The sequence below is a fragment of the Shewanella chilikensis genome (assembly GCF_037953065.1).
Taxonomy (GTDB): domain Bacteria; phylum Pseudomonadota; class Gammaproteobacteria; order Enterobacterales; family Shewanellaceae; genus Shewanella; species Shewanella chilikensis.
The window spans coordinates 3,893,782-3,913,270 of record NZ_CP149966.1 but is presented as its reverse complement, the minus strand read 5'-3'; the positions used below and the strand labels follow the sequence as shown (position 1 = coordinate 3,913,270).

14 protein-coding genes and 1 tRNA gene are annotated in these 19,489 nt (G+C 52.2%); 6 read left to right on the top strand and 9 right to left on the bottom strand.

Annotated features, from left to right (window positions below; translation table 11 throughout):
- Positions 1-44 precede the first annotated feature (44 nt).
- Entirely contained in the window at positions 45-1,634 is a 1,590-nt protein-coding gene (locus WKR14_RS17695; protein WP_101056609.1) for a bacteriohemerythrin, read from the top strand.
- A gap of 130 nt (positions 1,635-1,764) precedes the next feature.
- Positions 1,765-1,851: transfer RNA gene (locus WKR14_RS17690), tRNA-Leu, on the top strand.
- A gap of 252 nt (positions 1,852-2,103) precedes the next feature.
- Here the strand turns inward: WKR14_RS17690 and WKR14_RS17685 are convergent.
- The 3 genes from WKR14_RS17685 to WKR14_RS17675 form a co-directional block, all read right to left on the bottom strand.
- A complete protein-coding gene (locus WKR14_RS17685; protein WP_339087064.1) occupies positions 2,104-4,629 on the bottom strand; it encodes a hypothetical protein in 2,526 nt (841 codons plus the stop codon).
- Positions 4,629-5,234: a hypothetical protein gene (locus WKR14_RS17680; RefSeq protein WP_101056607.1), complete on the bottom strand. Its 606-nt coding sequence runs from the start codon at positions 5,232-5,234 to the stop codon at positions 4,629-4,631. The genes WKR14_RS17685 and WKR14_RS17680 overlap by 1 nt, the downstream gene beginning before the upstream one ends.
- A gap of 934 nt (positions 5,235-6,168) precedes the next feature.
- Positions 6,169-6,426: a DUF2999 family protein gene (locus WKR14_RS17675; RefSeq protein ID WP_101056625.1), complete on the bottom strand. Its 258-nt coding sequence runs from the start codon at positions 6,424-6,426 to the stop codon at positions 6,169-6,171.
- Positions 6,427-6,720: 294 nt separating this feature from the next.
- Here WKR14_RS17675 and WKR14_RS17670 point away from each other — a divergent pair, with 294 nt between their 5' ends.
- From WKR14_RS17670 to WKR14_RS17660, 3 genes are all read left to right on the top strand, one after another.
- Positions 6,721-8,880: a hypothetical protein gene (locus WKR14_RS17670; protein ID WP_224868113.1), complete on the top strand. Its 2,160-nt coding sequence runs from the start codon at positions 6,721-6,723 to the stop codon at positions 8,878-8,880.
- A gap of 10 nt (positions 8,881-8,890) precedes the next feature.
- Positions 8,891-10,819: a hypothetical protein gene (locus tag WKR14_RS17665; protein ID WP_339087063.1), complete on the top strand. Its 1,929-nt coding sequence runs from the start codon at positions 8,891-8,893 to the stop codon at positions 10,817-10,819.
- Positions 10,820-11,078: 259 nt separating this feature from the next.
- A complete protein-coding gene (locus WKR14_RS17660) occupies positions 11,079-11,384 on the top strand; it encodes a hypothetical protein (RefSeq protein ID WP_165565653.1) in 306 nt (101 codons plus the stop codon).
- A 91-nt stretch (positions 11,385-11,475) separates the two neighbouring features.
- Here the strand turns inward: WKR14_RS17660 and WKR14_RS17655 are convergent, their stop codons facing one another.
- Positions 11,476-11,637, bottom strand: coding sequence for a hypothetical protein (locus WKR14_RS17655; RefSeq protein WP_339087062.1), 162 nt, complete (start codon positions 11,635-11,637; stop codon positions 11,476-11,478).
- A 112-nt stretch (positions 11,638-11,749) separates the two neighbouring features.
- On the opposite strand from WKR14_RS17655, the gene WKR14_RS17650 reads away from it, so the two are divergent.
- Positions 11,750-12,700: an IS30 family transposase gene (locus WKR14_RS17650; protein WP_115389073.1), complete on the top strand. Its 951-nt coding sequence runs from the start codon at positions 11,750-11,752 to the stop codon at positions 12,698-12,700.
- Here the strand turns inward: WKR14_RS17650 and WKR14_RS17645 are convergent.
- From WKR14_RS17645 to WKR14_RS17625, 5 genes are all read right to left on the bottom strand, one after another.
- Entirely contained in the window at positions 12,683-13,069 is a 387-nt protein-coding gene (locus WKR14_RS17645; RefSeq protein ID WP_339087061.1) for a hypothetical protein, read from the bottom strand. The genes WKR14_RS17650 and WKR14_RS17645 overlap by 18 nt on opposite strands.
- 49 nt (positions 13,070-13,118) lie before the next feature.
- Complete coding sequence (locus WKR14_RS17640; protein ID WP_101096189.1) at positions 13,119-13,685, bottom strand: imm11 family protein; 567 nt, start codon at positions 13,683-13,685, stop codon at positions 13,119-13,121.
- Between the two features lie 74 nt (positions 13,686-13,759).
- Positions 13,760-15,433 (bottom strand): hypothetical protein, encoded by a 1,674-nt coding sequence (locus WKR14_RS17635; protein WP_101096188.1) that lies wholly within the window; start codon positions 15,431-15,433, stop codon positions 13,760-13,762.
- Between the two features lie 12 nt (positions 15,434-15,445).
- A complete protein-coding gene (locus tag WKR14_RS17630) occupies positions 15,446-17,797 on the bottom strand; it encodes a PEGA domain-containing protein (protein ID WP_335917536.1) in 2,352 nt (783 codons plus the stop codon).
- 10 nt (positions 17,798-17,807) lie between these two features.
- On the bottom strand, positions 17,808-19,214 hold the full coding sequence (locus tag WKR14_RS17625) for a glycerophosphodiester phosphodiesterase (RefSeq protein ID WP_339087060.1): 1,407 nt from the start codon (positions 19,212-19,214) through the stop codon (positions 17,808-17,810).
- Positions 19,215-19,489: the final 275 nt, after the last annotated feature.

Below are 19,489 nucleotides of genomic sequence, written 5' to 3'. Positions count from 1 at the left end.
AGTAGGGTGGCTTGGGCTGAGATTGTTCATGCAAGGAGCGTGCGATGCAAACATCCCAAGGTCTTTCGAAATTGATATTAAGCCGGTGGCAGTTTTATCTGCTGTTGCTCTTGTTGCTTTACCCCCTGTGGAGCCTGTTACACGGCGGCAGTTATCTCGCCTTTGGCTCTCTATTGGTTGCCTTGATAGTGCTGACTTGGCTTGGTGCCAGACAGCTGTCCAATCTTAAGCGTTTGGAAAACGCTGCCCGTCACCTGGGAGAAGGCGATCTCAGCTATCAGTTGTCGGAGCAGGATGCCGGCATGTTCCATTCTGTGGTTCACGGCATCAACCGTATGGGAGAGGATGTTGGCCGCACGATTCTGTCTTTGGTCAATACTGCCGATACGATGAAGAGCGTGGCCATGGATATCAAATCTATCAGCGATGCCGCCCATACCGGAGTGGAGGAGCAGGAAAAACAAGCGGAATTGGCCGCGACCGCTATGAACCAGATGGTTGCTACCGTGCAGGAAGTCAGTCGTAACGCAGCTTGTGCTGCCAATGCTGCGGAGGAAGCCATGCAGGCAGCCCGCAGCGGTGACCAAACCGTCAAAGAGGTGGTAAGGCAGATAGATGATATGTCGGCTCAGGTTGAGCGAACTCAACAAGTGATTGCCCGCCTGGCCGAAGACAGCAACAACATAAGCACCATTATAGACACCATTTCCCAAGTGGCTGAGCAAACCAATCTGCTGGCGCTCAACGCCGCTATAGAGAGTGCCCGCGCCGGCGAGCATGGCCGAGGTTTTGCCGTGGTTGCCGATGAAGTTCGTAGTCTGGCACAGCGAACATCCACAGCTACGGTCGATATCCAGCAGCAGATACTGCAGTTGCAACAAGGGGCCGATGAAGGCGTGAAAGTGATGCGAACCAGTGTCGAGCAGGCCAGCGCCAGCCATGCGATGGCTCATCAGGCGCAGCAGGCATTGGGGCAAATTGTGGCGCAGATTGAAAGCATCACGGACATGTCGCATCAAATAGCGGCGGCTTCGGAACAACAGCAGACAGTTGCTGAAGAGATCAGCAGCAATATCTCCTCCATGGCGCAAGTGGCGGTCGAGAATGCCAAAGAAACCCACAGTACCAACCTATCCAGTCTGAAAGTATTCAATATGTCGCAGGAGATCAGTTCCCTGCTTGGTCGCTTCCATGTCGACAAACGGGCGATGGAACAGCTGGAGAAACGTCATCGTTTTGTTGAGTGGGGGCCGCAATTGGATCTCGGCATGGAAGAGATCAATCGTCAGCACCAACGTCTGGTATCCCTGATCAATGAACTGCACCGCACTCTGGAAGAAGCTTACGGCCTGGAAGCTATTAAACGCATAGTACAGGGGCTGGTGGATTACACTGCCAATCATTTCGCCTATGAAGAGGAGTTATTTGCCCGTTTCGGTTACCCGCAAACCGAACAGCACAAGCTCAAGCACCAACAATTGGTGGCTAAGGTACTGGATTTCCAGAAGCGAGTGGCCAATGGTGAAGATGTTGCCGATGAATTGATGGCCTTCCTCAAATCCTGGCTTATCAACCATATTCAGGGTAGCGACAAGGAGTACACAGGTTTCCTAATTGCCCGCGGAGCCCAGTAGTCAGAGCGAATTTTGTCCAACCGAACAGGATTTTGGCAAACAGGCTCGTAAAGCGCTTGCCATTGAAGTGAGCACAGGTATAATGCCGTTCACTCGCCGATGAGACTTCGTCGCGAAACAATCTATATGTGCCAGAGTGGTGAAATTGGTAGACACAGGGGATTCAAAATCCCCCGCCCTTAAAAGCGTGTCGGTTCGAGTCCGACCTCTGGTACCATCTCTCCTAGAGAGAACAGAAACCGACATTGAGTCGGTTTTTTTGTTTTCAGCTCCGAGTCAGCTCCGAGTCAGGTCTGAGCAAGTCATTGCGCCACGCGCGTGTCGGCTGGAAGGCCAGCCCCGTCGCTCCGACCTCTGGTACCATCTCTCCTAGAGAGAACAGAAACCGACATTGAGTCGGTTTTTTTGTTTTATAGAAAAAACGGGAGCCTTGAGGCTCCCGTTGGCAGTTGTTTACTTCAACTTTGCATCAATCGTTCAGGTGGGCACAGCGACCAAACTCGGCTCCGCCTTTAACGGCAGCAACAACCTGTTTAGGGAAGCTGAGCTGAACATCCTGGCCATCCCGGCAGACAAAGGCTTTGTTCAGATCGACATCGATAGACAAGACAGCGCCTGCAATACCCCCCATCATTTCAGAGCCGTTGGCACTGATGGCAAATGGGTTATCTATGGTCAGTGCCTTGGCTTCGGTAACGCCCTGCTTGGCGAAGAACTCCCTGGTGCTCATCCAGCCCAAACCTTCCAGGTAGATACCACCACTGAAACCGGTAAACAGGCTACCGGAGCGAGCGGTAATCATCGACAGATCGTCGCTGGCATCAAGTAGCAGCATACGCGGTACGCCAAACTCGGCGCTGATGCTGTCGTGATCCCAACCTTCGGCACACAGATTACCCAGGAAGAAGTGATTGAAAGGTACCTGCTCACACCAGCGCAGGCTACCTATGTTCTCCTGTTGGCCCGAGTCCGTATGCCACAGGGTGACTCCGGTGCGAGTGCCAAAGCCAACCGTGCTGCCGTCGTTGGAGATCACCGAGGAGTCCTGGGCGCCAAACTCAGCCGAGGTGTCGTGGAAGCGGCCATCGACCCAGGCAACCTGACTGGTGCCATCATAAGTGCCGGTAATGGTACTGCCGTTGCCGGCTATCCTGTCGGCACGCAGCCATTGAACCTTTTCGGCAAATTGGTAAGGCAGTTGCTGCATACCGGCCTTCTTGGTCCAGATAAAGGGCACTATCTCGTCCTTGAATGCACTCTGGCAGGCACCGTTACCGTCAGTATCCAGATAGGCTGTGCCAACAACTGTGTCGCCGCTATCGTCCATATCCCAGACATAGCTGGAGTTGGTGCCTGACTGCCCCGAGCCACCGCAGCTGTTACCGTTGAGATCCCCAAGCGAGGTTAGTTTGTCGCTGCGCAGATCCCAGATGGCGGCATTGCTGATGCCGTTGCCACTGAAGTCCGCCATGACACCGGCCTTGGTAGCGTTTTTGTTCATGGTGGCGTGTCCGGCAACCACGGCATTACCGGCTGGGTGCAGCTTGAACAGGGCCTTCTTGGAGCTGTCATAGAGGAAAGGCGTAGTGCCGGTTATCCCCATGGCACGTTTGCCGTTCTTGGCATGATCCAGCACAAAGGCGCTTACCAGCGGGGTATATTGGATGCCATCTGTGTAGCCGTTGAAATAGATATCGGCCTGTTTGGTCACCCCGGCTTCGGCAATGATAGGAGTGAAATCACAGGCGCTATCGCTGGCCGGATTGCTACTTTCATTGCTGTTCCAGTATTCGGCCTCTGACAAGAGGGCGGTTTGTTGGGTAGGATAACCACCGGCCTTGATGGTCTCCATGTAGAGCACATAGCGGCCGCCGGGTGTCAGACCATTGATGGTGAACTTGCCATCCGGGCCTATAAGCCCTTGAGTCAGGTTGCCGGACTGTTGAGTGACCACATCGTACAGTGGGTTATCCAGGTTGCGGGCCACCATGTTCATGCCCGAATAATCCACTCCTTCCTTGGTGTACAGGGTACCGGAAATCGAGCCGTAGCCAGAACGATATTCCGCTGTAGGGTAGAGATCTGACAGGTTGACTATGTCGTCGCGCACATTGACCGTTGATTGCTCGGCGCCCTGAATTCCCAACACATTGATGAAGGGGAACATGGTTTCAATAGTGTCCGGCGCTATCTGGCTGGCGCTGGTGTATTGATTGGTGATGGCGCAACCCGGTACCCCGTCATATTGCGGGCTGTAAGAGGCCGACATATAGCTGAGATGGCCATTGGCCTGGGAGTGCGACATATTGAGGGCGTGGCCGAATTCATGGGTAAATACCCCGGCAATCATTTCGCCTTCTGTGTCATCTATTCCCACGTACCAGCCGTTCATCAAGGCAGTGGCCTCAAGGATTTCACCGGTTTCTTCATCGGCCCACTCGGGGAAGGCTATCCCCAGCACCTGGCTGCGTGGTACGCCGAAATACTGTTCCAGTATCTGGCCATCGGTGTCATAGTTGACCCAGAAACCATAGCCGTTTACGGCGGAATAGATCTGATCGACATTGGTTTGATTGACGTCCTGGATGCCGGTTTGCTGTTCAATGGTGCCCTGCACCGACATCTCAAAGGTGGAGGTTTCCACCGCAGACCATTCGCCCACGGCCTTGGCGGTAATGGCATTGGCTTGAGCTATGCTGAGGAAGGTGTAATCCCGGTCCAGCACAGTACCCGCCGGGATTACAGTGCCGTCCGGTAGTGTGATGTCGAGATTGAACACCTGCCCCTTTTCCAGAATGGTGAAGGTTTGTACGTCAACCCCATCCTTGTTTTTAATCACAGGGCCACCGTCGGTATAGACGGGAATCGCCCCCTTGGAAGTATCCCACTTATAGGGCTGCATTGTGGGTTCGTGAATATACAGCGGGCCACCGGCCAGCGCGGCAGAGGAGACTGAGCCCAACAGTAAGGCCGTGGCAATTCTTGAAAGCTTCATTATTTGGCCTCCTGTACCAGTTTGCCAACCAGAGACATAAATGCGGCGGCATCCACAGCACCTGCCGTGGTGATAAGGCTCTGCTCTTCAGGGCTGAGCGACTGGGTGTTCATGCCATCAAACAGGCCTATGTTGCCCAGTTGATTGCTGACTTTGCCGTTTTGCACAATGAATTTGCCTTGTTCCAGCCCTACGGTAGAAGTCAGGCCAGCACCCAGATCCGGATTCATAAAGGCCACTACCTGCTCGCCAACCGACCAGCGGGCGAACCCTTCGGGGGATACGCCAAGGTAGACTTTGCCATTACCCATGGAGCGGGGCTTGAGCAAACCAAACTGGCGGAAAGTATATTCGCTGCCGGCTTTATGTTTGTTCTTGGCATCCATACCTACCCGAATGGTTATCTGGGTATAGGGGCGTTTGCGCTCATCAAAGCCATCGGTCACAGACACCACTTGGCCCGAGACTATGCTGGACGCTTGATTGGTCAATTGACTGAGATTTTGTTTGAGATGTTTTTGGGCCACGGCTGCCGGTGTCAGCAGCAAACTGGCTGAGACGAGACATAGCGCCGACAGACGCTTGAACCACTGGGATCTTGTCACTGGAATACCTCCTGTATGATTGGGATAAATTCAGCTTTCGATCATCGACCCATACTTCCTTGGTCGAATATTGACCGAGCACCTACTTAAGCACGCCGACTCAGTGGGTGGCACGGCAAATGATGTAGCGTTTTGTAGCGTGTTTGTTAAACGCACACGATTTGTCTCAATCTTGTGCTAGGAAAATATCACGGAGAGATAAGAGATTGGCTTTCAACAGGCCTTTGGTTATTGTTTGTTCAGCGTGAGCTGTTTGCCATGCTGAATATCAGTTAATAACATGGAGAGAGCTGATGAGCTGTAACTTTTGTGGTGGGCGTTTGAATAGCGGAATGTTACGTAAGCAGGAGCCGGGAAGCGGCCGAAAGTTTAAGTCGTGTCCCAACTGTTCTGCGACTCATGGTGAGGAACATATATTTCATCCCTATCCCGCTGATTTTGGTAATACGCCGGCACGTGTGACCGCGGCCAATCCGGACGGGCATCAAAGTTATTGCAGAAATTGTCGGGCGCTTGATACGGGTATTGCTTCAGAGAACTATCAAAAATGGAAGGTGCGAACAAGTCCCATGTGTGCTCTGCGTCGGCTTACAGGCCTGGATGCAAGGCGTGGTTCGCAGCAAATGGCCCTAGTCCTTTGCAAGAAGCACAACACAGCAGACAGATCTGTAAGCCACGCCCTTCGGGGCTTTCACAGCAACCGGCTCTCTGCGTTATTCGACTTCAACATGCCCCGGCATGCCTTCAGTCAGATGCCTTGAGCGCCAATTGCTGTGTAAGCCAGAGTGCCACGAGGACCTATTCGCACCTTCCTAAGCGTTGCTGTGAACTGAGCTGATGGCACAGCCAATTTATCAGCCTAATACTGGATGCATGACAGAACATGAAATCGGCCCTCAAAGCCAAATGAGTCAGGCCTTGAGGGCGCACAGGATTAAACAGACTTGTTCATTTGGGCTTTGGCGGCTTCAACCTTGGAGAAATCCAGTCCCAGTTCTTCCACGGCTTCTTTGATCAGTGCCGGGTTCTGCATCACTTGCATCATCAACCCCTGCAACTTTTCCGGCGGTAATCCCAACTGCCCCAGAGTACCCATGGCCATCAGGGGATTTTCGGTCAGGCTCTGGAACAGGCTGCTTATTTGTTCATCGCTGATATTGTGCTCTTTCAGCAGGGCAATAATAGGGTTCATAAGTTCCTCATTGGTTTCAAGCATTCAGATTGAGTTGATTTTAACAGAAGAAACGCCTGGCACCTTCACTGGGGCATCGCAAAATTAAGCTGTTTTGGGTTATTTTTAAAGACTCTATTCAAGCTTGGGCTGAGAGAAAACCTGCCAAGAGTCATGGGGCTTGTTTTTTGTTTTTAGTCGTAGTCTTGGGGTTCAGTTCGATACCGCGTATATGGTCGAATAGCAGGAGAATTGTGACTTCTGATTTGGCATAATGTGGCGCTAATTTTTAAGCGTTCTTCTTCAAGGAATGAAATGAAGCAGTATCTTTCCCTCTTCGGCCTGTTATGGCTCTTATCCGCGTGTACCCCCAATTCCCATGTTGAATTTGACCCTAAAAAAGGCGATCGAGTCGATTACTGGGTACAGACAAAAGCCAACATAGATATTGGCGGACGGGTATTTACTCAGCACAGCAACTCTTTGATGCACTATAAGGTGATTGAGACCTCGCCGACACTCAAGCTGGAACTGGTGCCCAAGTTTATGACTATGTCCGGTGGCGGCAATAGTTTCAGTAGTTTTACCGCTGCAAACGATGAGCCCGAGTTGCAACAGATGTTTTCCCGCGGCTTTGAAATCACCCTGGATAAAGACTCCGGCAAATTACTGGCATTTAAGGGCAAGGATGAAGAGAGCTGGCAAAAGATGTTGGCACGCTCGGGCCCTGAGTTAATCGAGCATTTGACTCAGGGGATGGAGACTCCCGGTGTGTTGCAAAAGATCCCCGCCAAAGAGGGCAGTAAGCTGATACTCGAGGGGTTTAATGGTCAGCAAACGGAACTATTGGTCACTAAGGTGACCCCTGAGATAGTGGACGCAGAGTTGACCGCCGAAAGCGGCGATAGTCGTCTGTATGGTCATATGCGCCTGGCGCGTGAGAGTGGCTGGTTGCAGAAAATGGTGTTGGTGCTTGAGAGCAAGATTGACGCCATGGGCCAACAAGGCAACAACCATATACAGATAGTGATGTCGCGCAAAGATCTGCTCGATCAGGTGGGCGATCTGAGGCAACAAATCGCCTTCGATGATATGGACAACTGGAACCCCATCATGGCATCGCCCCCCAAGCCTGCCGATGGGCTTGAGCTCAGTGCCGAAAGCTTATTCCGCTATGGTAAGGGCACATTTCGTGGCGAGTCTGAACATCTGCAACTGGAGCTCTTGCTGACTGAAGGCGATAGAGAAGTGTTGGGGGAAATCCGCTACCGAGATCTGCAGGCGCTGGATGCCGAAGATAAACCCATTGCAATGGAGTGGAGCATACTCAGCCAGTTGGGCCCCTATCAGGAGAGTGGTGCGTTAGTCACCAGTACCGCGATTGTGCCCCTGGGATGGGAGCAGCGAAACCAGTTTGAAAAAATATCCTCCTTCAGTGCCGTGGCAGACTATAGGCCACTCGAGTTGGTATCGGTTTCCAGCCAATGGCAGTCGGGGCAGGAGCAGCAGTTGGCGTTGGCCGGTGGCACACTCATTATTACCCCGGTAGCGCAGCAAGAGGACGAGTATCTGCTGCATTTCAGCGGCGCCGATGGTTATCTGGTGCCGTTTTTCGATGGGCTTGAAGGCGAGTTTCGCTATCAGACACCGCAAGGTGGCCCCGAGTGGCTCAACAGCATGGATCGCAGTTTGCTGTTTAGCGGCCAACAACTCTTTCGGGTGAAATTGACCAAGCCAGCAGCAGAGGTAACCTTTCATGCCATCTTGGATCAGCAACAAGCCGGTTTCAGCCGCGAGGTGCGCTGGGTGAACCGTGAGGCCTTTGCCGCCGATTACACCCTGCCTCCCATGGGCAAGCATTACCTTTATTACAATGATACCGGCGAAGAGGCGGTCGATTTTGATCCGGCCACCTTTGCGACTCAGGCCGATACGCCGCAGGGTGCCAAGCTGACTTTGCCGCGGGACTGGGCCGGTATCTGCCAGCTGCAAATTGAAGGCGATTTTAAACAAGGGCCATCGGCTTTGGTCTGGAAAGCAAAGCCTAACGAGCGCATGACGACTCAAGTCGAGTACCAACTGAGTACCGAGGATGGCATTCGCCGTTATTTCTATGGTCTGGAAATACCCAGTCATCTGCACTGTGATGGTCGCCCGGTATGGCACTCTGTCGACTATACCCCGGGTGAACGTGCCTGGTTGGTGCCCCTTGAAGTGTTTGGCGAGCTGGATCTGCAGCAATCTGTGCAGCAATTCCTACAGAGTTACCATCTCTACAGTGCCGATGACGTGCAACTGCCGTTGCTGGACAAGCAGGCGCGCTACCTGAGCTCAGAGGATATCCCGCTGAGCGAAGCCGTCATGGAAGACAAATACCTAAGGGTTGCCGATAGTGTGGAACGTATCGGTAAACTCGAGTACCAGGGCGAGCCCCTGGATATCCGCTGGGTCAACAGTTTCCCGCCACTGCCTTAAGGACAAGAAAATGCGTGTATTGATATTACTTTGTGGCCTGATGAGCTGGATGGCCAGCGCCGAGACAGTGTGGCTGAATGAGGATTGGCAAGTGGTCGACAGTGAGCGCCAGGCCAGTTTTTATGTTAAAGATCCGCAAATCCAGGATCAGCATGGTTGGCAGACCACCATCTATTATGTCGGCTCGGATACCCCCAGATTCAAGGGCAGCTTTGCCAAGCCGGGGATCTTCCAAAATGCCCTGGGTAACTACCAGTTCTTTCACAATAACGGCAAGCTGTCTTCCGATGGCAACTATAACGATAACAGCGAGATGGAAGGCCAGATCCGCTTCTATGATGAAGACGGCGTCTTGACCATGGAGGCCGGTTTTGTTGATGGTGAACAAAGAGGCACTCAGAAAAACTTTTACAGTAACGGTCAGTTAGAGGAAGTCTATCAGCAGTTGGGCGACAAACGTGTCGGTAAAGACAGCCACTATTACCAGGATGGCAGTCTGCAGGCGCAGCACTCGCTGGTTAATGGTCTGCCGGAAGGGGAGCAACTGGAATACTACCCGGGTGGGCAACTGCGTGAGCGCAGCCTGTATCAGGCGGGTAAACTGACAGGGGAGCGCAAACGTTATCACCGCAATGGTGAGCTGTCCTCCATTGACACCTTTGGCCCTAAAGGTCAGCAGGGGAAAGCCTATGAATACTGGGATACAGGTGTCCAAGAGGCCGAGTATGTCTATGTGGATGGCCAGCGGCAGGGGCCGGCCAAACGCTGGCATAAAAATGGCCAGCTTAGTCGGGAAACCAGTTTCCAGCAGAATCGAGAGCACGGGGAAAGCCGCCAGTATGATGCCAAGGGACAGTTGACACGAATCGAACATTATCAGCAGGGCGAAAAGGTGGGCGAGCAGCAAACCTTTTATACCAGTAGCTCGAAGCTGCAGCAGTTACAGCGCTTTGACGAGAAAAGCCGCTTGGTCTTTGAACAAAAGTTTGCCGATGACGGCAGCAAGACCATGGAGTTCAGCGCCCGTTTTGTCAAAGATAAGCAGATCCTCGATAGGCAATACTTCCAAGACGGCAAGCTCAGTTCAAGAATGCAGCAGGATATGACTCGGGTGTGGACACTATATCAGAAGTTTGATGCCAACGGCGTTGTCATTGAACGAGAGGAAAAAATCAAGGGCAAGCGCGAGGGGCTGGCCGTGCAAATGTATCAGGGGCTCTGGGATGATGAGCCCTATATAGAGACCAGTCACTACAAAAAAGGTCAGCTCCATGGCGCTTATGAGAAGAAACTGGTCAGCGGCAAGCTGCTGGAGCAGGGCGAATATGCCCATTACAAAAAGGTGGGGTTCTGGACTTATCAAGATGCCCGTAACCGCCGTACAGAACAGCGTGACAGCCAGGAGCGGTTGCACGGTGAAGTGAGAGAAATCCAGGTACACGATGGCCAATTGTTGCAGCTGGCGCATTACCGGCACGGGCAGCTTGAGGGGGAATACCAAACCTACAGCGAAAAAGGCGAGCTGCAAGCCAAGGGAAATTATAGCCAGGACAAAAGGCATGGCCTGTGGCAGTACCAGGATCCCTATGAAACCCAAGTGTCCCTCTGGCAAGGGGAGTATCATTACGGCAAAAAAGTCGGCACTTGGCTGGCGCACTCTGCTGCGGGTTATGAACTGGGGCGGGAGCAATATGACGCTAAAGGACAGGCGCAGGGCAGTTTTTACTATTTCACCGAAGACGGGTTACTGAACAAGGTCGCCCGTTATCAGGACGGTAAGGAGCATGGCGAAACCGTGTCTTACATCCAGGGTAAAGCTTACTATATCCAAACGTTCGAACACGGTGAGTATCTGGGCAGTCGTGATGTTTACGACGATGAGCTTAAGGTCGAGAGCGGCTGCGATAGCTCTGCCTCATCGCTGTTATTTGGCTGTTGAGGCTTTATTTATGGTTTAGCCGTGTGGGCTTAATGATTGCCGCAATAAGCTGTTTGCGCTGCAGCTTGAGCCCTTCGGCAACCTGTTACGCCGAGGGACTATAGTGGCTCTGGCGCTTAAAGCAGGCCGGTTTGTCTGTCAGGAAAGTGGTCAACTCGGCTTCGCTCTGCGCCTGTGCGAATTAATGGGCAGAGTTGTTGAAATCGGGTGTAAAATAAGGTTTTCAACCCTTACCGCAAGCGTTACAAGGAAAGTATAAGTGGCTGAATCTACTTTTTTATTCCTATGTTCAGTGGTGCTCTCTCTTTGGGTAAGAGCATGTCTGAAACTGCATAAACTGACTCAGACCAATCAGGATAAAAACAGGACATTTTGGGGACAAATAGGCCAACAACTAGGCGACTATGATCTGTATATGGGGATCTTGTTTGGAAAAGCTGAACGTCATTCCCTGTATCATTCAGAGTTGGCAGCGCTAATCACTGAAATCAGAGCGGCTTTCAAACTGGCTATATGGGCAATACTCTTGTTTATTTTGTACTTGATATTCAACTTTGGGTTATAGCAAGGCAAATTACCGCGAAAGAAATTCGCGGGTCGAAAAAAGTCATACCAGGGGGCATCAATAGGCAGTTGTTAATGCATAAACGTGTTTTTTATACATCTCTTACCCAAACTGTTTTTACATGCTTTTTAAGCAAAGCTACCACGCTGTTATGGATAAACAGGTAACCGAAATCCTCTTCAAGCTTAAATATTAGTCGCTCTTCAAGTGGGACACCTTCCAGGCGTGAAAAATCCAGCTTTGCGGTTTCCAAATCCAACCCCGAATTCAGATAATAAGTGCACCACTCATGGTTAAACGGTGAGGAGAGATCAACTGCCTGTTGGTGATACTCTGTAGTCGCCAAACAAACATGAGTAGTTACCATGAATTACAAGCAGTTGATCGAGGGACAACGATACCAGATTGAGGCCTATTTACGCGAGGGTTTCAGTTATCGGGAGATAGGAAAACGTCTGAAAGTCAGTCACAGCACAATCAGCCGAGAAGTAAATCGCAATCGAATTCGGGATAACCATTACTTGCCGGAAGTCGCTCAGGCGAAGGCACTAAAACGCCGTTGTCAGTCCGCGAAGTCTAGAATATCTGGACTGACCATCACCTTTGTTGAGTTCGGTCTCAATGAGAAATGGAGTCCGGAACAAATAGCCGGTGTCGGTAAAATCATCGGATATAACGTCAGTCACGAGTGGATTTATGGCTATGTCCAGCGTGATAAATTATGCGGCGGCAAGTTGTACAAACAGCTCCGCCAGAGTCACCGAAGATACCGTAAAGGTAACCGTGCGAAGCGTGTGATTATCCCGAATCGCGTAGGCATAGAGCATCGTCCCGCTATCGTGAACAAGAAAAAGCGGTTCGGAGACTGGGAAGCTGACACGGTTCTGGGCAAGCAAGGTACGGGCGCGATTGTCAGCCTGGTTGAGCGAAAAAGTAAGCTGTACCTGATACGCAAAGTGCCAGCGAAAAGCGCAGCCGATGTGGCCCGGGCCATGGTTGGTATGCTGTGGAAATATCGAGGTTATGTTCGAACTATCACTGCGGACAACGGCAGCGAGTTCTGTGACCACGAACAGGTCGCAGAAAAGCTTAAAACGGATGTTTACTTCGCTAACCCTTATTCGTCTTGGGAACGCGGACTGAATGAAAACTTCAACGGTTTGCTGCGGCAATACATACGGAAAGGCACCGATTTGCGGACGGTAACAGATAAGCAAATTAGTGAGATTGAACGGGCATTAAATGCCAGACCGAGAAAGTGCCTCGGCTTCAGGCAACCTATTGCGGTATTCAATGAATTACGCAAGGCAGCCTAATTTAGCGAGTGGTGCACTTCGGAGTTGAATTCGCGACCAGTTTAACTTGCCATATTGCTTCTCTTCATTAGTTAGCCGATAAGTCTGGTGTATGTACGGCATACGGAAGTTTTCAAATACTTTTATTTGATCTTTTGATGGTTGGCTTGGTGAGCAATCTACCCTTGCGTCCAGCCACTCGACACCATGTTGGACCCGTTCCGCGATTCTCTCTGCTATATCGTTGACAATAAAAAGCTTGGGGGAGAATGTTATTTCCAGAAGCAGGTCTGGTTCAAGAGTGACTGTGGATTTCGGGGTTGGCTGGAATGCAAATTCAGCCAGAGATTGTCTGGACAGCAGCGCGTAATCATTCATGGTTATATTCATAGCGGCATTCTTAGTGGGACTCATAGCCAGGCGCATCCGTTTTAAAGGCTTATATTCTAGGTGCTTCTTCGGATGTATCAAATGAGAAAGCCACAATGCTGGTGTTTATCTTTCCTTCCTCGTCCAGGCGTATGAGGGCTTCAAGTAGTTCAATAGAGAAGAATGTTTTCGTCATTCCTATCGGTTTGAATACATGTCTTTTACTTTCGGGAAGTTTGTTGATTTTTTCAGCCGATAAGAAAAACCGGCTGGTAGCTTTGGTTATTTTGATGCTGTTTTCGGTATCAACGGCATCCACCAAGTTGTCTACTGCCAGTATATAACGATCGGTTAAAACACCTGTGCCGGCGCAGGTTAACTTGGAGGGATAGACTTCGACCCCGTAAGGGTCAAAGCTCATGATTAATTCGGCTATCTCCTTGGTAACATTAAAAGCGCCCCCTCTGATTAAATCCAACGCTTCAATATCGAGGATGTCAGTGTCCTGCCATACAATCTCATTCAGACAACTTGTTGGGATAAAGTCATTGTCATCATAAAGTGACGAGCGAATATCGACCGCACTAAATAGTGAATCCCCTTCATTCATGTCTTCGTTTATATAGGCTACTTGCATTCTCAATTCTCTATATTTTTCTCTGGGGCAAAAAAGCCACCTCGTGAGGTGGCTTGGGGGAGTATAAACCGGCGTTAGCCCATACGTTTAAGCTTTTCCTTCAACTCTGGGATGGCGCGGGTAAAACCGTCGATATGGTCGGTCAGGCGTGACAGCAGTTTACGCTTACGCTCTTGGTTACGCCGACCATACAGTAGGGTCCAAACCAGCAGTACTGCACTGACCATGATAAACACCACCAGGGTCAGGTTGTGTCTGAAAAATGAGGTGCTGTAGATGGGATCCAGCAGCGGGAAGTAGAGCATATCGAACAGCGGATACCAGATATAATCCGGACCCCAGAAGTTGAAGACCAAGGCGGCAATCGCCAACAAGATCCAAGTGCCTGCGCCGTTGAGCTTGCCGTATTGCTGGAAAGATGTGTTGTTATAGCGTTTGTTCTTGGTCAGGTTGTAGGCGTACTCACGGTTATAGTCATCAACGCCCATTTTGGCTCTTGAGCTGGCGTAAACCATCCAGTCGCCCACATCCAGATCCCCCAGCAGATCTTCGCCGAAGCGCATCTCCCGCACTTCGCCATCGGCCAGTTGTAGCAAGACTTCGCCATCAACGTTGGAGCTGCGGCTGCGATGGCTGCTGGTTTCAGTGTCTGTGGTGCTGTGGGAGAATCTGTTACCCACATAATGGTCTGTGGTGGTGGTTTTTGTGGTGGTGACCGTGAAGTCATCGACACTGGCGCTGGCACTTCTGTCGAGCACTTTGCCCATGATGCAGGAAACGCTGACTTCACCCTTTTCATCGCTGGCCAAGACATGTTTGTGCAGATAGGGCTCACGGTAACTCAGGCTGTATTGCTGCATCATGGCCTCTTCCTCATCGCGGACACTGAGGCTGTTGGCGGCCGTTGCCGGTGCTTGCTGCTGCGAGCTGCCGCATTGAACACAGTAGCCGTGCTCGCCGTCGATGCGACTCTGGCATTTGAAGCAGAAAATATCCGAGTCTTTTCTCGGCCGCTGGGCGATATGGTAGCCCAGCGCTTCTTGGGTGACAGACAACAGGCGTTTCATCGCCAGTTGCAGGGCCTCGTAGCGGCGCAGTTCCCTGGTGTGTTTCTTCTGGTTGCGCTGACGCTCCAGAATGAAACACACCACAGACAGGACCACGGCCACCCCGATAGCGATTTCTGTGGGTTGCTTGGCACCAAAGTACAGCAACAAGGCGCTGGCAATCCCCAGCAGCAGCCACCAGAAGGCGCTGGATTGGCTACCCGGCTCATAGTCGGGCACTATGGTGGAGCGTTGACCGTCGGCTTCATGACTGATAGCGGCCGGAGCCATATGGTTATGGCTGACCAGGCGTTTGGCGTCTTTACCTTCGATGCGGTAATTCAGGGTGTAGTCTGTCGGATAAAACAAGGTCAGCACATCGCCGCGGCGAAGCTGGTCGTAGAACTTGTTCTCGGCATTGACACTGACCCGCTCTATGTTGCCGTCCTTGTCTTCCAGCTCAAGCCACCAGTAGCTGTAGGTGAGGTTATTGCCACTGTCTACCCGGCGCCGCTTGTAGAGGAAACTGGAGTTGACCCGGCCGGTGAACGTCCTGGCGCCGGAATAGTGGGGTTTAAGATCTTTTAGGATCTCAGGGGCGACATCCTCAATGTTCTTCAGTTTGGGCTGCTCAGGCAGGGACTCTCCGCAGTGACCGCAGAAGTTTTCCTTGGCATATATGGGTTGATTGCAATGGTGCATTCAGTTTCCTTGTCAATTGGGTAAAAGACGGATTGTCAGTGTTTGTTCGCCGCCATTCAGGCTGTGCCATTTGCGGTAGGTTTGATAACCGGGGGCGCTTACCTGCACATCGTAGTTGCCCGGTTTAAGCCGGATCCCAGGGTGATATTTGGGGCCGATGTTCATGATCCTGATATTTGCGTTGTTCACATTGGTTTCGACCTTGAGACGTGTCTCGGTCGGTGCCAGCTCGCTGGCCTTGAGTGGCGCTGGAGTGCTCTTGTGCAGCAAGTCTATCTTGGCCAGTGAATGCGCCAGTGGCGAGAAGGCCTGATAGATACCCGTGTGTTGCTCAAAGCTCAGCCCCAAAGGATGCAGCAGCGGCTGGGCGTGCAGTGTCCAGCGCAGGGCGTAGGCAAAGCCGATATTGCCGGACTGTTCCACTTTGGTGAGGAAGTAGTTCACCGGGCTGGTATCATCCTGGGTGTAGCGGTTTTGCACCAAAAGCACCGGCAAGGTCAGCAGTAACAGGGGCGGCAACAGCTTGGCGGTCAATGCCAGCCAGCGGCGTTTGCCGGACTTGGCACTTTCAGTGGCATTCTCATTTATGCCGGTACTGTCTTCGCTGCCACTTGCTTGACTCGCGCCGGGGCGGAACAGCTGCAGCGTCTTCAGCGGCAGTTTGATAAAGGTCATACAGATCAAAAACAGGCTGAGTGACATGGAGATGGGCGGAATAATCACAGATCGCAGTGCCTGCTTGCCTTGCTCGGCATAGCGGCCGCCATCGGCAAATTCACGTTCCGACTCGGCCAACATCTGCAGGTAACTCTGGGTACGCTTCTGGATGTTGGGATCCAGCACATGGCGTTTGAAGTTGGCCTGGTTCCAGTCGGCGCGGACGTTAGGCACATAGAGATCGCCCATGCGTGCGGCTATCTTGCTTTGGATCTGCGGATGCAACTGAAAGGCGTTCCAACTTAAGTTGATAGGCAAGTCCAAACCGCGTTTACGCATCTCGCTTTGCCAGCGGGCATCGGCTTCGGCCTTAACCGTTTTGGCCACGCTTTGGCTAAACAGCGGACGATTGTTGATATGCCAGCTGTTCGGCAGTTTCAGCCCCTTGGCCTTGAGGGCCCGGCGCAGTTTCACCTGAGTCACAGGATGCACCCTGAAGTCGGCCAGTGACCCTATGTTGAACGGATAGCCGGTTTCCTTTTCAAACATCGCCTGGAACTTGGGATGGGCCAAGAACAGGCGCTGGTAATGATCCGGATCGTCTGTGTACTTATAGCGTTTGTCCTTAAGACCGCCATCGCCACCTGTAGCCAGGCTCAGCGCCTGCATGGCGGTGCCGACACCGGCTGTCATCACCCCGAACAGGGCGCTGGACAGCAGGTTTTCGCCTGTGCTGATATCTTCGACTATCAACCAGTAGTTGGGATCTATGTAGCCGAGCCCCGCCTTGGAGATCATTGTCTTGTAGCGGGCGTTTTCCCGCTCTATACATTGATAGCGACGTTCTTTCTGGGACGACTTTTTGTAGCGTTCCTGGCAGCGGTTGGTGTCTTCATGGTAGGAGAAGATCTTGGGGCCGTATTCCTGGGCCCTGGCACCGGCCTTGGCCACATGGGCCTTTTGCGCCTGTTGATACTTGCCCCATCCCTGATTGACCTCCTGCTCTATGTTTTGCCAGTAACCCATCTCCCGCTCCGGGATCCCCGCCAGGGTCTGGTTGTATCGGTTGGAGCCTTCGGCATAACTGCGATAGCTGGCCGACAGCTCATCATAGAGTTGACCAAAGTCGTGATAGTGCTGGTCAAAGTCGCGATAGGCCCGCTTTTGCACGAAGTTGTGAATGATCTTCTGCTTGTAATCATCCAGGTTGTCGGTGAGGTTGTGGTCGGCATAGGCCAGGCCGCCGAACAGGGCCAGAAAGGTCAGGTTTTCAGAGCTGTGCAGCTCTTTGGGGTCGTAGTTGAGACCTTCGACTTCGACCGCGTTAACCGCCAGGGCATCACGCAGCGCCGCGCTGTAGGCCGCGTATTGACGCTGCTCCGGGGTAGAGGGTTCAATCAACCATTGCTCTATCAGGTATTTCTGGCCGAAAAACACGCTGGGCCAGACGCACAAGGTGAGCAGCAACAGGGTCAGGCTGCCTCTCAGGCCGGTTTTGAACAGCCGCGCCGGCAAGAGATCGGCCAGCAGCAGGGTCACACCTATCCCGGAAATGGTGCGGCCGTAAATCTCCAGGTGTTCGAGTTGCTCGGGCTTGGGTGTGCCCAAGCCCACCAAAGAAACCAGTTGGGCGTTGAAGATGGCCTCTGGGATCAGATAGGCGGCGCTCAGCAGCAGGAAAAATACCCGCCAGGACAGTTTTTTCATCCTTGGTTCCTCACTGCTGCTCGCTGCGGCGCAGCTCTATTTTCACTGCGTCATCTGCGGTGAGGTCTACTTGGGTCTGGTTTTCTCTGGGGCCGGCCTGGGTTTTCATGATCACAGGAACAAAGCCGCCGCCAGACTCGGACGCCTTGCCTTTATTGGCCACAGCGCCTGTCTTGAAGGACTTCAGTTTGCCATCCACCGCCGGATACAGGCCGTTGGGCCAGTAGGTTTCCAGCAAAGAGAGCTTGGAGAGATCCAGATCCTTGGGCAGCGTGGCCAGCTTGCGGGTCAGCTCAGTGCTGCCTTGATAAGGCAGCATGGGCGGCAGGGCGAAGCGGCTGCAAAAGCCATAGAGACTGTCGTCGATAATCACAGAGTCGGGCAGTTGACTGCGCTTGAGTCCCAGCAGGCTCTGTTCGTGGTAATCATGACCATTGATGGTATAGCTGGCCACAGGAATGCCGCGGTTATGGGCCAATGACTTGAAGCCTTGGGCGTTTCGCCGATAGTGGCGTATGTCCAGGGCGATACCGAAGTTGGACTTGAGCGCCTTTTTCAGCTTATTGAGTCCGGCCGCAGAATCGTAGCGCTTTTCCCGGTAGCGGCGGTTGGCGTAACCCTGAATGTCCTCGAGCATGGATTGATTGCGCAAAAAGATGGGGTCTTGACCTGCGCCGCGTTTCATATCGGCCGCCAGTTTGTTCATCGAGGCCTTGGCGGGGCTCTGGATAAAGGACAGGAAAACAGCGTCGTTTATCTTCCTCATTTTTTTGAGGTTTTCCAGCTCCAGACTGCTGTAGAAGTAGCGCCCCTGGCCTATGATACTGAAGGCCAGATAGTCGAGCATCTCCAGATCCCGGCTGCCGGCGCGACTCTTGATCTCAATATTCAGCTTCTGTCCGCTATGGGCATAGCGGCTGAACACCTGCGCCAGTTGGCGAAAGTTGGGCGGTACTGTATCTGTGAGGGCGCCGGTTTGCATGTCCCGTTGGCGCAGATAGCCCCACTCTTTCTCATAGCGAATCGACTCTATCTTGCGGCGCTTATTGTCTATGGTGCCGGTTTCGCGTCCGGTGCGGCCATCGTGATGAATGACCCAGACATCATCCCGGGTCAGGCGCACGTCGATTTCAATCACATCAAACTGGTTATCCAGGGCATCTATGACGGCTTCCAGCGAGTTTTCCGGAAAACGTATCGAGCCTCTGTGGGCCTGGAGCTCCAGGTTGCTGCACTGCCTGGCACCCAGATAATTGATGTTATCCAGTGCTGACAGAGTAAAGCCTCGAGCGTTGAAGGCTTGTTCCAGCGCCAGTTTTTGCGGATCCACGGGCTGAGGTTCGGGGGCGGAGGGGGTGCTTTTACAGCCGCCAAGCAGGCCGAAACAGCAAAATATCAGGATGAAAAAGAGGCGCACTTGTATTCCTTGGTGCTCTGTAACTATATATAAAAACAGGGTATTAAAATTAATTATTTACTCTCGGTCAACCTGTGATGTCAATGTTTAACAAGTTTTACTTGCGCCGTCTCAAAACTGAACATTGGCTGACTTTTTATTGGTCAAATGGTGCGCTTTTTGCGGTCGCAGAACCTGGGGCGCGCGTTTTACTCACAACTTGCTTGAGGTATGCTTGAAGCAATTTTGTGAATAACCAAGGAAACCAGGTGAACCGACTGATACTCTGCCTGCTT